This is a genomic window from Paenibacillus sp. IHB B 3084 (assembly GCF_001447315.1).
Lineage (GTDB): Bacteria > Bacillota > Bacilli > Paenibacillales > Paenibacillaceae > Paenibacillus.
The window spans coordinates 3,995,087-4,008,260 of the sequence record NZ_CP013203.1; the positions used below are offsets into that span (position 1 = coordinate 3,995,087).

The window sequence follows — 13,174 nt, forward strand, 5'->3', positions numbered from 1 at the left end:
ACAGGTCCTTTCACCTAGCCCCCCGGTTAAGCGTTACTCTATGTAGTCGTGCGTTCAATGAGGCTGTATTGCAGGGTATGCAGCTCCATTTGGTGACCTACGAGCTGAGGGGAAAGCATGTAAAAAGCATTTTGCGCCTGAGCTGCAATCGGGTTCTGGATGGTCGTAATGCCCATAGTATGCGCAAGTTCCGTATTATCAAACCCGACAATCGCCAGATCTTCCGGCACGTTCAGCAGTTGTCTACGGGCTTCGCAGAGGATCCCAACCGCCACGTAATCGTTGGAGCACAGAATAGCCTGTGGGAATTCGTCCCGATACTGTAACAAATCACGCACCACCTGTTCACCGTCACGGATGTTATAGATGGAAGAATTATTCCAATGCTGCAATACAGGAAGATTGTGCTGCTCCATAATATACGCATAGGCTCGTTGTCTGCTGTGGGTGTTGATGCTACTCGGGCGACCAAAGGCGTTGGCTATACGAGTATAGCCTTTTTGTATCAAGTGTTTTAGCGCTAGCATATATCCTTCATACTGGTCCATGGCGACGGAGCGAATATCGGTATGATCCATTCGTTGCCATGACACGATCGGGCCATACTTGCAATAAGTGCTTAACAAATCGGTATCATTTACACAGGAAATGATAACTAACGCATCAACTCTTTTTCTTTTCAGATCTTCGAAGGCCAGAAGCTCTTTCTTCTTGTCTTCTTCGGAAGTATAAATAATCGTTTGGAATTCATACTGGGCCGCCACCTCTACAAAGCTGTTCAGAAATGCGAGAACAATTTCATTAATGGTTGAAGTGATAATGCCAATTTGAAGGGTCTGACCTTTGGATAAGGAAATGGCGTTCCGGTTGGGAACGTAATCCAGCTCCTGCATGATTTTTAAAATTTTGCTTCTCGTTTCCTGGCTCACATGGGGGGAATTGTTTAATACTCTGGATACCGTAGCTTTGGAAAAGCCAGCCAGTTTGGCAATTTGATCAAGATTCGACATGATGCTTCTCCTCACATAAGAAAAATACTTGACATGAAACGCGTTACAACGCTTAGGATGCTTATGAGGGCATTACGTCCATTTTATATCATCTGTCAATGCATTTCAAAAGAACAGTTCTTATGATGTGGTATTATTCTGGCAATACTTGCGATATCGTAAAGCTAAGCCTTTAGGGAACGAGGGGATTTGCGAAATGACGATTCAAATTGCATATTTAGGATTTGGCAAAAGTACAACCAGATATCATCTGCCCTATGTTCAGATCAGGGACACCTTTCAAGTATCGAGAGTGTTCACACGCCAAGTGAGGGAGGACATGGAAACGGCTTACCCGGACATTCAGTTCTCGGACCAAATTATGGACGTTCTGGGCGACCCGGAAATATCACTTGTCGTTGTATGTACGCCTTCCTCTACGCATTATGAATATGCAAAATTGGCACTATCCCATGGCAAGCATGTGCTGGTGGAAAAGCCTTTTTGTGAAAACCTTGAGCAAGCGCGGGAACTGACCCAACTCGCCAAGGAACATAATCTCATCATTATGCCTTATCAAAACCGTAGGTTTGACAGCGATTATCTGGCGTTCAAGGAAGCTCTCCATTCCGGAAAACTGGGCGACATCGTCGAAATTGAATCCCATTACGACTATTTCCGTCCCGATGCCAGTATGCCCGGCGGCAATCCTGTCAACGGAATGTACTACGGACTCGGTGTTCATACATTGGACAGGCTCATCGCCTTATTTGGCAGACCGGAGCAAGTCGGGTATGACATCAAGTCCATTCGTACTCCTCAGGGCGCTGATGATTACAATGAAACCATATTGTATTACCCGGACAAAAAAGTGATTGTCAAAACCTCTCTTGTGGTGTGTCTGCCTTACCCGCAGTTCACCATTCACGGGACGAAAGGCAGCTTTGTCAAATGGGGGGACGATCAGCAGGAAACCTGGCTGAAAGCCGGCAAGACCCCGGATGCGGAAGGTTTCGGACTGGATGATCCGTCTTCCTATGGCAAGCTTAAATACGTGCTACCCGGTAGCAGTGAAGCTATTGAAGAAACCATTCCTACACCGGTAGGAGATTATGGACAACTGTATGACTCATTGTATGCGTCTATCGTGAACGGCACACCCAAGCTGGTGAAGGACGAGGAGATTTTGCTGACAATTGAAATATTGGAAAACGGCTTTAAGCAGCCTTCCCCGTCCATCGTTGATTTCCGGCGATAGACTTGCCATCAAGAAAGGAAGTTATGCCATAACCAGTGTGAGGGTGCTTATAACGAGGATGGTAATGGCTGGTCCACTCAGGACGTATCGCCACAAGGAATCAAGGGCTCTATTACAGAAGTGCCTACAGAAGACAATATGAAGCTGGTAGGTATTGATTTTTACCATCGTTACAAAGAAGATATCAAGCTGTTTGCGCAGGACAACACCTGATTGGAATGCTCCACAAGTGTTAACCTATAAACTAAGAAAAGAGGCTCTTATACTATGACTAAGACATTAAAAGGATTTCCGAAAAACTTTCTGTGGGGCGGGGCAACCGCAGCCAACCAATTGGAAGGCGCTTTTGACGTAGATGGAAAAGGATTGTCCAGTGCGGACGTAATTGCCTATGTACCCAAAGCAGAGCGCACAAACGATCATGCTATAGAGATTTCGTCCGAGCGACTCGAAGACATTTTGGCTGGCAAGGTAAATGCCCGTTTTCCAAAGCGCGAAGGTGTGGACTTCTATCATCATTACAAAGAAGATATCGCATTGTTTGCGGAAATGGGCTTTAAGGTATTCCGTATGTCCATCAACTGGTCGCGGATTTTCCCGAATGGCGATGATGCAGAGCCGAATGAAGCAGGACTGCAATTTTACGATAATGTATTTGACGAGCTGCGCAAGTATGGGATAGAGCCACTGGTGACATTGTCCCATTACGAAACACCGCTAGGTCTGACACAGAAGTATAATGGGTGGCTGGGTCGCGAAGTAATACAGCACTACGTAAATTATGCCGAAACGGTGTTTACACGTTATAAGGATAAAGTGAAATACTGGCTGACTTTTAATGAGATCAATGTGATGACGATGAGTCCGTTCACAGGTGGCGGTGTGGTCATTGACCGTGTAGATAACAAGCAGCAAGCGATCTATCAAGCCCTGCATCACCAGTTTGTGGCGAGCGCATTGGCGACAAAACGAGGCCATGAGATTATTCCTGGCTCTCAAATCGGATGTATGCTGGCTCGTATGGAAAGCTATGCACATACGTGTAACCCGGAAGACGTGCTGAAAAGTCAGCATGAAAACCAGATGAATCTGTTCTTTACGGATGTACATGCCCGTGGGAAATATTCAAATTATATGAACCGTTATTTTGAAGAAAATAATATTGTTTTGCACACAGAACCCGGCGATGCCGAAATTCTGAAAAACAACACGGTCGATTACATCTCATTCAGCTATTACATGACCTTGACTGTCTCTGCAGGTCCGGAAGGCGAGAAAGCAGCGGGGAACCTGATTGGCGGCGTGAAAAATCCATATTTGCAATCCTCTGACTGGGGCTGGCAGATTGATCCGATCGGCCTGCGTGTTACGCTGAACACATTATATGACCGTTATCAAAGCCGCTGTTCATCGTGGAAAACGGCTTGGGTGCATATGACAAGGTGGAAGAAGACGGCTCCATTCACGACACGTATCGCATTGATTATTTGCGCCAACATATCGCTCAAATGAAGGAAGCGATTGCGGACGGTGTGGATCTGATCGGTTACACTAGCTGGGGACCTATCGACCTCGTGAGTATGTCCACTTCCGAAATGTCCAAGCGTTACGGATTTATTTATGTTGATCTGGACGATGACGGTAACGGAACACTGAAGCGCTCCAAGAAGGATTCTTTTGACTGGTACAAAAATGTAATTGCCACCAACGGCGAAGAACTGTAATCCAAGCTAACTGAATATAACCCAATATGGCCTGGGGGCGGGTGCGGCAGAGAACATCATGAGGATGAATCTGGCTGCGCCCGCCTTTATTTTATAGGCTCATCTTAAGATAACCAAACGACTTCACAAATTTTTCACTTGTAAAAAGCTGAAAGTTTTCTGTATAATAAAAAACAATTTCATATGTCTGGTTGATGTTTGCGGGAGATGGAACGTAAGTTCCGACCGAAGGGGCAAAACTCTCAGGTGCTTGGGCTGATAACAGCAACAAGCGGGACCGTAAACGGACAGAACTCTGGAGAGACCCTTAATTGGGCGCCGAAGGTGCACCGCAGATATCATCTGCTTAAACTCTCAGGCAAAAGGACAGAGACGCGAATAACCTGTGACAGGGGATGCCCTAGGCTTTTTTATGAGCTGTTAGTGGCTGAATCCTGCACAAGATGGTTGTATTTTTTCGTGCCTTTAACCTCTCCAGGAGTCGAATCAGCGGATTTGACTCTTTTTTGTTTTTTAATATGCTGGAGGAGCGGGTTGAAATGAATTTGGTACATGTGTTAGAAGCGATTAGCAGTTGGATATGGGGTGCCCCTCTGATCATTCTCGTCATGGGAACAGGTCTGTGGCTGACCATACGTTTGAAAATGTTGCAGGTTTTCCGCCTGCCTCTGGCGATCAAGCTGATCGGCAAGGCCCCAAATGAAGGTAGCGGGGATGTCAGCAGCTTTGCGGCCCTGAGTACGGCGCTGGCGGCTACAGTAGGTACAGGAAGTATCGTCGGCGTTGCAACAGCGATTAAGCTGGGGGGACCGGGTGCCTTGTTCTGGATGGTTGTTGCAGCCTTTTTCGGGATGGCGACGAAATATGCGGAAGGTGTGCTTGCGGTAAAATACCGGGTGAAGGATCGGAATGGACAATTTTCCGGCGGCCCTATGTATTATATTGAAAAAGGGCTTGGACGCCGCTTTAAACCGCTGGCGATGCTGTTCGCCTTTTCCGGGATGCTGGTGGCGCTGTTCGGGATTGGAACGTTTCCGCAGGTCAAAGCGATTGTATCCTCGACCGAAAACAGCTTTGGTGTTCCGCCGATTGTAACGGCAGTGATCATTGCTACCCTTACGGGACTCGTTACCATTGGAGGGCTCAAAAGCATTGCCAAGGTATCGACCAAAGTCGTTCCCTTCAAAACAGGCTTGTACGTGCTGATCTGTATGATCGTACTGATTCGGTTCGCCGATCAGATTCCTGCCGCACTCGCGCTTGTGCTGCATTCGGCATTTTCCACGACGTCTGCGACGGGTGGATTTGCCGGGGCTACAATTATGCTGGCAATGCGCAGCGGGGTAGCCAGAGGGATTTTTGCCAATGAGGCCGGATTGGGAAGCGCACCGATTGCAGCCGCAGCCGCCAAAACCAAATGGCCTGCGGAGCAGGGGTTGATTTCCATGACAGGTGTCTTTATAGATACGATGATTATTTGTGTGATGACCGGGTTGACGCTGCTGGTTAGCGGCGTATGGAGCGGTCCTACCGATGCGGGCTTGATGACGCAGCAAGCTTTCTCCAGCGCATTCCCGCTTGGTGCGGAACTGCTCACAATCATTCTGATTATGTTTGCGTTCACCACGATGCTTGGCTGGAACTACTACGGAGAACGCTGTGTTGAATATTTGCTGGGTGTCAAATGGATTAAACCGTACCGTTATCTGTTCATTGCACTGGTTGCCGGAGGCGCGTTTATTAAGCTGGATGCGATCTGGTTACTGGCAGATATCTTTAACGCCATGATGGCCTTCCCGAACTTGATTGCACTGCTTGGCTTGTCGGGAATTGTAGTTGCAGAAACCCGTACCTATATGGATTCCCTGTATCCCAACAAGAAAAAGGGAATAATTGCAGGTGCCAGTGCAGGAGCAGCCATAGACATAGAAGAAAAAGGACAAACAGTTAGCTCGTAAAGAAACAACGAAAAGGGAGTGTCCCTCAGCCATTACAGGCTGGGAGGGCACTCCCTTTTTGCGTTATAGAGCAGGATGAAGCTCGGGCGCTCTATAGATATGTGTACTTAGCCTACTTTAGGATTAGCTTAAATTGCCGGGTACAGATTTGGACAGACGGCCAGTTGTAATCGCTGTAGGTCGTACAGCAGGACGAATAATCTTCATGTTATTTCACCTCCTCCGATTGGGATTGCAGCCATACCGTACGCAAGGTTCGCTTGATCTGCCGTTTTTCGTAGGAGCAAGGGCGGTTCCCCGTGCGCATCCGGTACAGGGGGCAATGATTCCCCTGACAGGCAGGTCGGAAAAAGCAGGCTTGGCACTTTGCGTCCGTTTCTTCACCTGAAGTGGTCCACAGCGCCATTTTATCGAGATCCAGCTCCATGCTCCCATCCCCGTGAATCTGGCCCAACTGATTGTTTTCCTGATCTATGGCGACTGAGCATTTGTACAGCTTTCCGTCTGATCCTATAATCAGGGAATTGGGCTTGGCTGCGTAGCATATGGCTCCTGTAGGGAGCAGGATATCCGAGATAAAGGAGCTGACAGTCAATCCCTGTGCAATGGCTGCTTCGTTAAACTCCCATATTTTACGGTCTTTCGTACGGTCGTCGCATACGGGCAAATTCAGATCATTTTCGCCCCCCATACAGCCGACAGGCCGGAAATATACTTTAAATCGGGGATCATCTGCAAACCATTCCGTAAGCTGCGGGATAAAGTCAGTGACGGCCTCCAGGTTACTGTTATCGAAGTTAACGCGCAAATTAATCTCAAACGGTCGTTGTACGTCTTTTAAAGACAGAAGATTATCGACGATACGACGGAATGTACCGCCTCCGCCATGCAGCCCGCGTCGTGCATCGTGGACTTCCTCGCTGCCGTCGAGCGTAACCATGAATCGTTCCACACGCCAGTCCAACAGCTGCTCAAATCGTTCACGGGACAAATAGTAGCCGTTCGTCGAAATTTCTGCGCCATAGAGGACACCATGCTGGTCGCAGGAGCGAATAAAGGATTGAGATAGTTGCTCTATAACGTGCGGCGCCAATAATGGCTCACCCCCGTGCCAGCTAATCGTGAGCTGCTGGAGATTGCCGCTTTGAGCTTGCTGCTGAATATAGGCTTCCAGCCCGGACACAACGTGATTCTTCATCGTCGCTCTCGGGAAGGATTCGTAGCAATAGACGCAACGGAAGTTGCAGGCTTCGGTAGCGAGCAATACCAGATGCATGCTATTCTGCTGCTGCACAGACTGATGTAATTCCTCCGCTTGTTTTAGCTCATCGGTTGCAGCATTGACCAGAAAGCCATGCTGTAGAAGCTGCTCCTGCAAGGAAAGGCTGCTTTCAGGCACAGGGTCATCCGGTCTGGCGTCAAGCAAGGCCACTACCTGCTGATTTTCCTCTGGCCCAAATACCGCGAGGGCTCCTGTATAGCTGTTGAACAGCATAAGCCCGCCGTCATCCACTGCGGTTCGCGCATTAAAACGCGAAGGCTTCCATTGCACGTTCTGTGTCATGAATTCGTTACACATCCTTTGTTGTTGTAAATATTGTTCTGGGCTGATCCTGTTCACCAGTCCGAAATGACAACTCTACAATGATGGCTTTTAGATGAAAGGCTGGCAATGACACTCATCACATTTCTCACGCCAAGACAAGAACAGGCATTCCACACTAAAAAGGCTGTCATGCCCGTATTACAGGAGCATGGCAGCCTTGGGAACGGAATCGGATGTTTATAGCGATGCTCGTAGCTGTGCAGATCCTCCAGCAGCTTAGGAGCAGTTTCAATGACGGTTTGCAGTACGGAAAAGCATATGCGATCTTGCAAAGGTGTATTTTTGACATTGTGAAAATACTGCTCAAACACGTGGCTCATCATATGATTTTCTCCAAAAATTAATTTGGTGGGATTTAAGTAAATCTAATCTTTGACCGCTCCGGCGGCAAGATCGGAAATAAACTGGCGGCTAATGAAAAGAAACAAAATGATAAGCGGCAGTACAGCCAGCAGGGTGCCAGCAATGACCATCGCATAATCCGTATTGTAAATCCCGTTCAATTGGGACAGTGCAATCTGGAGCGTAAATTTGCGCGCATCGGTTAATACAATTAACGGCCATAAATAATCATTCCATGCTCCTATGAAGGTGAATGCGCCGAGAAAAGCGAACGCAGGACGTAGAATCGGGAGCGCCACATTCCAATACAACCGAAAAAAGCTGCATCCGTCCATCCGCCCCGCATCCAGCAGTTCCGTTGGAATGGATTCCTCCGCATATTGGCGTATCCAGAAGATGCCGAAGGCATTCACCATCCCCGGAATGATCAGTGCTTTGAACGTACCTACCCATCCAAAGGTAGCCATCATGACAAAGGAGGGGACAAGCGACAGTTGGGAAGGGACCATCATCGTAGCCAGCAGGATGATGAATAATGCTTTTTTGCCCGGAAAATCAAATTTGGCAAATGCAAAACCGGCCAGTGAATCGAAAAACAGCACCAACAGGGTAACGGAGCTGGCTACAAAAAGCGTATTAAAAAAGGCTCCGGCAAAATCAATCTGCTGCAATACTCTCGTCACATTGCTCCAGAAGTGGCTTCCAAACCACAACTGTGGTGGAAAACGATAGATGTCCGAAGTTGTACGGGTAGCCATGACGATAAGCCAGTAAAAAGGAAACATCGACAGGATCATTCCCGCCAACAGCCCAGTATATAAAATAACGGATTTTACACGTGCCTGCATCATGCTGTAAAACCCCCTTCATGCCGTTATTTTTTGCCTTGTACGAGTTTCCAGTTCACGATGGAGAACAGGGCAATAATGAGGAACATGCCCCATCCGACGGCTGCACCATATCCAAAATAGTTGTTAATGAACGATTCACGATACAGGTACAACACAATGGTCATGCCACTTGCTCCGGCACCACCGTCATTACCGACCAGTACCTGTGGCTCGGTGAAGAGCTGCATGCCCCCGATGGTGGACGTAATTACGGTAAACAGGATGACCGGACGAAGCATAGGAATGGTGATGCGGAAGAAAGCTTGCGCTCCAGTTGCCCCATCTATTTTCGCAGCCTCATACAGCACATGCGGAATACTCTGGAGTCCGGCCAGGTAGATGATCGCGTTATAGCCGGTCCATCTCCATACAACCATGGAGGAAACGGCGATTTGGATCCCCCACGGCACATTCAGCCACTGGATCATAGGCAAGCCCAGGGTGCACCATGTACTAAACTCTATCGCGTGGTTTCAGATTGGAGACTACACCAATGCGGCAGGCGAGGTCGTTCATGGTGACCTGACACGTTTCTTCGCAGGCGATAAATCGGCAGGAATGTTTATGTCCGGCTTGCGGTATATCCGTTTCATAGTTAATCAGAGCCAATCCTTGTAAAATCCCTGCGGCGGGTAGTGTGGCTACTGGAAGCATTAACGACTTGCCAATTTTTTGCAGAAATCTCAGCATAACATTCTTCCCTTCTTCGTCGAGTTTGGGAGCGTCGTACCATCCTGAAATTCTTATTTTCGTCTATTTTTTACATCATAAATCGGGAAATCTGACACGGTCAACGATTATTTTAGTACATAAAAAGACGCAAATCCGCAGTTGACATCGCTTACAAGCTTATATAATATCAAATTTAAGTTAATAATCGTGACGGAGACAAGAGAGCCACGCAGACATCCCATGCAAGAGCACAGGGGGCGGTTTGTGATGGCTTTTCTTTTTTTGTGCGCGGTGAAAGCGATTAAAAATCGGTTGATCTATTGAGGAGGTAGGTTGTATGTCGCCATACGCAGCCGAATTCGTAGGGACAATGATCCTTATTGCTCTAGGTGGCGGAGTGTGCGCAGGGGTGTCCCTGAAAAAATCATTTGCCCACGGCTCTGGCTGGATTGTGATCGGATTCGGATGGGGGCTCGCGGTCGCCGTTGCGGTATATGCGGTTGGCCAGATCAGCGGAGCACATTTGAATCCGGCGGTGACGCTGGCGCTTGCATTTCAGGGAGCTTTTCCGTGGAGGGATGTTCCGGGCTATATTACAGCTCAGCTTCTTGGGGCCATGGCGGGTGCCGTGATCGTGGTTCTGCATTATTTACCCCACTGGAAAGAGACGGAGGACACAGCAACCAAACTCAGTGTATTTGCTACAGGACCGGCTATGGATCATCCGTTCGCCAACGTGCTTAGTGAAATGATAGGTACTTTCATCTTTGTTCTTGCTTTGCAGTCATTCGGTGCCAACTCCTTTACTGAGGGACTGAAACCACTTATTGTGGGTTTTCTGGTTGTCAGTATCGGCTTGTCCTTGGGCGGGACGACAGGTTATGCTATTAATCCGGCTAGAGATTTGGGCCCGCGTCTTGTGCACTGGTTGCTTCCGATTCCCGGTAAAGGCACATCTAACTGGAAATATGCCTGGGTGCCAATTGTAGGTCCGTTGCTGGGGGGCTCTTTCGGAGGGTTGTTTTACCAGACCGTATTTAAAGGGAATATGACTCCAGCTTTCTGGATTGTGTTGGGTATGATTGTAGTGGTACTTATGATTACCTTTCGTTTCAGCCGTACTTATAAAAGTGATAAAGCTAATAAAATAACAGCATAAAATGAGCGGATTACAGGGGGAGAGATCAACGATGGAAAAATATATTTTGTCACTGGATCAGGGAACGACAAGCTCAAGAGCGATTTTGTTTAACAGTAAAGGGGATGTGGTGTACTCGGCTCAGCGGGAGTTTCCGCAATACTTTCCTCATCCCGGCTGGGTAGAACAGAATGCGAATGAAATCTGGAGTTCCATTCTTGGGGTCATTGCATCCTGTCTATCCGAATCCGGTGTAAAAGCGAACCAAATTGCCGCTATCGGCATTACCAATCAGCGTGAATCGGTAGCCGTGTGGGACAAAAATACAGGACTTCCTGTGTATAACGTACTTGTATGGCAGTCGCGCCAAACCTCCGAGATCTGCGAAGAACTGAAGCAGCAAGGGCATCAGGAGCTATTCCACAGTAAAACAGGGCTGTTGATTGACCCGTATTTCTCAGGCACAAAAGTGAAGTGGATACTGGATCATGTAGAAGGTGCGCGGGAAAAGGCAGAGCGAGGCGACTTGCTGTTCGGTACGATTGATTCGTGGCTGATCTGGAAGCTATCCGGCGGCAAGGCGCATGTGACCGACTATTCCAACGCAGCCAGAACACTGATGTATAACATTTATGAGCTAAAGTGGGACGAAGAACTGCTGGACATTCTCGGTGTGCCAAAAAACATGCTGCCTGAGGTACGGCCTTCTTCCGAGGTATATGCTCATACGGTGGATTATCATTTTTTTGGTCAAAATATACCGATTGCAGGCGCAGCGGGTGACCAGCAGGCGGCTCTATTTGGTCAGGCTTGTTACGAAAAAGGGATGATCAAGAATACTTACGGCACAGGTTGCTTCATGCTGATGAACACGGGCGATCAACCGGTGGAGTCCAAGCATGGACTTATTACGACCATCGCTTGGGGGCTGGAGGAAGGCAAGGTGCAATATGCGCTGGAGGGGAGTGTCTTTGTAGCGGGTTCGGCGATTCAGTGGCTTCGTGACGGTCTGCGCATGTTCCGTGAAGCCAAAGACAGTGAAGCCTATGCAGCCCGCGTTCCCTCTTCGGAAGGGGTGTATCTGGTACCAGCTTTTGTCGGCCTGGGCAGTCCATACTGGGATAGTGAGGTGCGTGGAGCGATGTTTGGCCTGACACGTGGCACCACGAAGGAGCATTTTATCCGCGCAACACTGGAGGCACTTGCTTACCAGACGAAGGACGTGCTTGCAGCGATGGAAATTGACTCCGGCATTGCCGTGAAGACGTTGCGGGTGGATGGAGGAGCCGTGCTGAACAATTTTCTGATGCAATTCCAGAGCGATATTCTCGATGCCACAGTAGAACGGCCTGTGATCCATGAGACGACGGCACTCGGAGCCGCATGTCTGGCAGGTTTGGCGATTGGATATTGGAAGAGCATGGATGAGCTGCGCAAGCGTGTGAAGGTGGAGCGGTCTTTTGGCCCCGCTATGGATGAAGAAACGCGCAGCAGTTTGTATGAGGGCTGGAAAAAGGCCGTGAATGCGACGATGGCCTACAAATGAGTGTTGTAACCGTGAAAAAGAAGGCTGCTCTTTGCAGAGCGGCCTTTGTCATAGTTTTAAAGAGGAATTATGCTGAAATATCCTGCAATTCTAATATAACGGGACAGTGATCGCTGCCTGTAATATGGCAATCAATCTTCGCATCTGACAACAACGGGCGAAGTCTGTCCGAGACGAGAAAGTAGTCGATTCGCCAGCCGATATTCCGTTCTCTCACCTTCGGCATGTAGGACCACCAGGAATAAACATCCGTTCGGTCGGGATAAAAGTGTCTAAAAGTATCTATAAATCCAGCGCTCAGCAACTGCGACATTCTGTCACGTTCCTCAGGCGTAAATCCGGCATTTCCGTGGTTGGCTTTCGCATTTTTCAGGTCAATTTCCTGATGAGCCACGTTCAAATCGCCGCAAACAATGACAGGCTTCAACGTATCCAGCTGTTGCAGATAGCTGCGGAATCGGTCTTCCCATTCCAGTCTGTAAGGCAGTCTGGACAAATCCCGTTTGGTATTCGGAGTGTACACATTGACCAGATAGAACTTCTCAAATTCCAGAGTAATGATTCTACCTTCCGGCTCTTCATTTTCCTCCAGGCCATAATGTACGGAAAGCGGTTTGATTTTGGTGAAAATAGCAGTGCCAGAATATCCTTTTTTTTCGGCATAATTCCAATACTGCGTGTATTCCTCCATGTTCTCCATGACAATTTGTCCCTCTTGAAGCTTGGTTTCCTGCACGCAAAATATATCGGCATCTGTTTCTTTTACATAGGTATAAAATCCTTTGGTCACACAAGCTCTTAAACCATTGACATTCCAAGATATGATTTTCATTTATTAATTCTCCCTTGCCGTACCAAATATGTAAGCATACTGCTTTATTTCTGTGGCACTTCGTCAGTTCCATGCTCGTCGGAAAATATTTAACATTAGATGATAGCATTCTCAGCGTTTTTTTGAAGTGGATACGAACTTTTCTACATTAGAATAGAATATATTTTTTTGTGCGGGGGCTGTGAAACGAAAAAAAGCTCCCTTACGGAAGCTTCTCAC

Annotated in this window: 9 protein-coding genes, 4 pseudogenes and 2 riboswitches; of the genes and pseudogenes, 6 read left to right on the forward strand and 7 right to left on the reverse strand. The window is 48.0% G+C overall.

Annotated features, from left to right (window positions below; genetic code table 11):
* Window positions 1–38: 38 nt before the first annotated feature.
* Window positions 39–1,010 (reverse strand): LacI family DNA-binding transcriptional regulator, encoded by a 972-nt coding sequence (locus ASL14_RS18735; protein ID WP_134913010.1) that lies wholly within the window; start codon window positions 1,008–1,010, stop codon window positions 39–41.
* Between the two features lie 196 nt (window positions 1,011–1,206).
* Between ASL14_RS18735 and ASL14_RS18740 the strand changes: the two genes are divergently transcribed.
* From ASL14_RS18740 to ASL14_RS18755, 4 genes and pseudogenes are all read left to right on the forward strand, one after another.
* Window positions 1,207–2,247: an oxidoreductase gene (locus ASL14_RS18740; RefSeq protein ID WP_134913011.1), complete on the forward strand. Its 1,041-nt coding sequence runs from the start codon at window positions 1,207–1,209 to the stop codon at window positions 2,245–2,247.
* Window positions 2,248–2,277: 30 nt separating this feature from the next.
* Window positions 2,278–2,448, forward strand: a pseudogene (locus ASL14_RS18745) (family 1 glycosylhydrolase); the annotation flags it as partial.
* 66 nt (window positions 2,449–2,514) lie between these two features.
* Window positions 2,515–3,971, forward strand: a pseudogene (locus ASL14_RS18750) (glycoside hydrolase family 1 protein).
* Window positions 3,972–4,162: 191 nt separating this feature from the next.
* A riboswitch (glycine riboswitch) is annotated at window positions 4,163–4,239 on the forward strand.
* Between the two features lie 17 nt (window positions 4,240–4,256).
* Window positions 4,257–4,351: riboswitch (glycine riboswitch) on the forward strand.
* A 159-nt stretch (window positions 4,352–4,510) separates the two neighbouring features.
* Window positions 4,511–5,929 carry an alanine/glycine:cation symporter family protein gene (locus ASL14_RS18755; RefSeq protein WP_335338597.1) on the forward strand — a complete coding sequence of 473 codons (1,419 nt, stop codon included), beginning with the start codon at window positions 4,511–4,513 and terminating at the stop codon, window positions 5,927–5,929.
* 208 nt (window positions 5,930–6,137) lie between these two features.
* On the opposite strand, the gene ASL14_RS18760 is transcribed toward ASL14_RS18755, so the two are convergent.
* The 5 genes and pseudogenes from ASL14_RS18760 to ASL14_RS18780 all read right to left on the reverse strand — a co-directional run bounded on the left by ASL14_RS18760 (window position 6,138) and on the right by ASL14_RS18780 (window position 9,457).
* The gene (locus tag ASL14_RS18760; RefSeq protein WP_134913013.1) at window positions 6,138–7,493 is read right to left on the reverse strand and encodes a radical SAM/SPASM domain-containing protein; all 1,356 of its coding nucleotides are present in this window, start codon (window positions 7,491–7,493) and stop codon (window positions 6,138–6,140) included.
* A gap of 224 nt (window positions 7,494–7,717) precedes the next feature.
* Window positions 7,718–7,864, reverse strand: a pseudogene (locus ASL14_RS18765) (NADH-dependent alcohol dehydrogenase); the annotation flags it as partial.
* A 36-nt stretch (window positions 7,865–7,900) separates the two neighbouring features.
* Window positions 7,901–8,728 (reverse strand): carbohydrate ABC transporter permease, encoded by an 828-nt coding sequence (locus ASL14_RS18770; protein WP_134913014.1) that lies wholly within the window; start codon window positions 8,726–8,728, stop codon window positions 7,901–7,903.
* Window positions 8,729–8,751: 23 nt separating this feature from the next.
* Window positions 8,752–9,207 (reverse strand): annotated as a pseudogene (locus ASL14_RS18775) (carbohydrate ABC transporter permease); the annotation flags it as partial.
* Between the two features lie 13 nt (window positions 9,208–9,220).
* Window positions 9,221–9,457, reverse strand: coding sequence for a hypothetical protein (locus ASL14_RS18780; protein WP_134913015.1), 237 nt, complete (start codon window positions 9,455–9,457; stop codon window positions 9,221–9,223).
* Window positions 9,458–9,776: 319 nt separating this feature from the next.
* On the opposite strand from ASL14_RS18780, the gene ASL14_RS18785 reads away from it, so the two are divergent.
* Entirely contained in the window at window positions 9,777–10,598 is an 822-nt protein-coding gene (locus ASL14_RS18785) for an MIP/aquaporin family protein (RefSeq protein WP_134913016.1), read from the forward strand.
* 31 nt (window positions 10,599–10,629) lie between these two features.
* Complete coding sequence (gene glpK, locus ASL14_RS18790; protein ID WP_134913017.1) at window positions 10,630–12,123, forward strand: glycerol kinase GlpK; 1,494 nt, start codon at window positions 10,630–10,632, stop codon at window positions 12,121–12,123.
* A 67-nt stretch (window positions 12,124–12,190) separates the two neighbouring features.
* On the opposite strand, the gene ASL14_RS18795 is transcribed toward glpK, so the two are convergent.
* Window positions 12,191–12,955 carry an exodeoxyribonuclease III gene (locus ASL14_RS18795; RefSeq protein WP_134913018.1) on the reverse strand — a complete coding sequence of 255 codons (765 nt, stop codon included), beginning with the start codon at window positions 12,953–12,955 and terminating at the stop codon, window positions 12,191–12,193.
* Window positions 12,956–13,174 lie beyond the last annotated feature (219 nt).

Bases quoted from the DNA above. Each gene is read 5' to 3' on its own strand.
- ASL14_RS18795 (WP_134913018.1), bottom strand. From the start codon at position 12,955: ATGAAAATCATATCTTGGAATGTCAATGGTTTAAGAGCTTGTGTGACC.
- ASL14_RS18785 (WP_134913016.1), top strand. From the start codon at position 9,777: ATGTCGCCATACGCAGCCGAATTCGTAGGGACAATGATCCTTATTGCT.
- ASL14_RS18740 (WP_134913011.1), top strand. From the start codon at position 1,207: ATGACGATTCAAATTGCATATTTAGGATTTGGCAAAAGTACAACCAGA.
- ASL14_RS18760 (WP_134913013.1), bottom strand. From the start codon at position 7,493: ATGACACAGAACGTGCAATGGAAGCCTTCGCGTTTTAATGCGCGAACC.
- glpK (WP_134913017.1), top strand. From the start codon at position 10,630: ATGGAAAAATATATTTTGTCACTGGATCAGGGAACGACAAGCTCAAGA.
- ASL14_RS18770 (WP_134913014.1), bottom strand. From the start codon at position 8,728: ATGATGCAGGCACGTGTAAAATCCGTTATTTTATATACTGGGCTGTTG.
- ASL14_RS18780 (WP_134913015.1), bottom strand. From the start codon at position 9,457: ATGCTGAGATTTCTGCAAAAAATTGGCAAGTCGTTAATGCTTCCAGTA.
- ASL14_RS18755 (WP_335338597.1), top strand. From the start codon at position 4,511: ATGAATTTGGTACATGTGTTAGAAGCGATTAGCAGTTGGATATGGGGT.
- ASL14_RS18735 (WP_134913010.1), bottom strand. From the start codon at position 1,010: ATGTCGAATCTTGATCAAATTGCCAAACTGGCTGGCTTTTCCAAAGCT.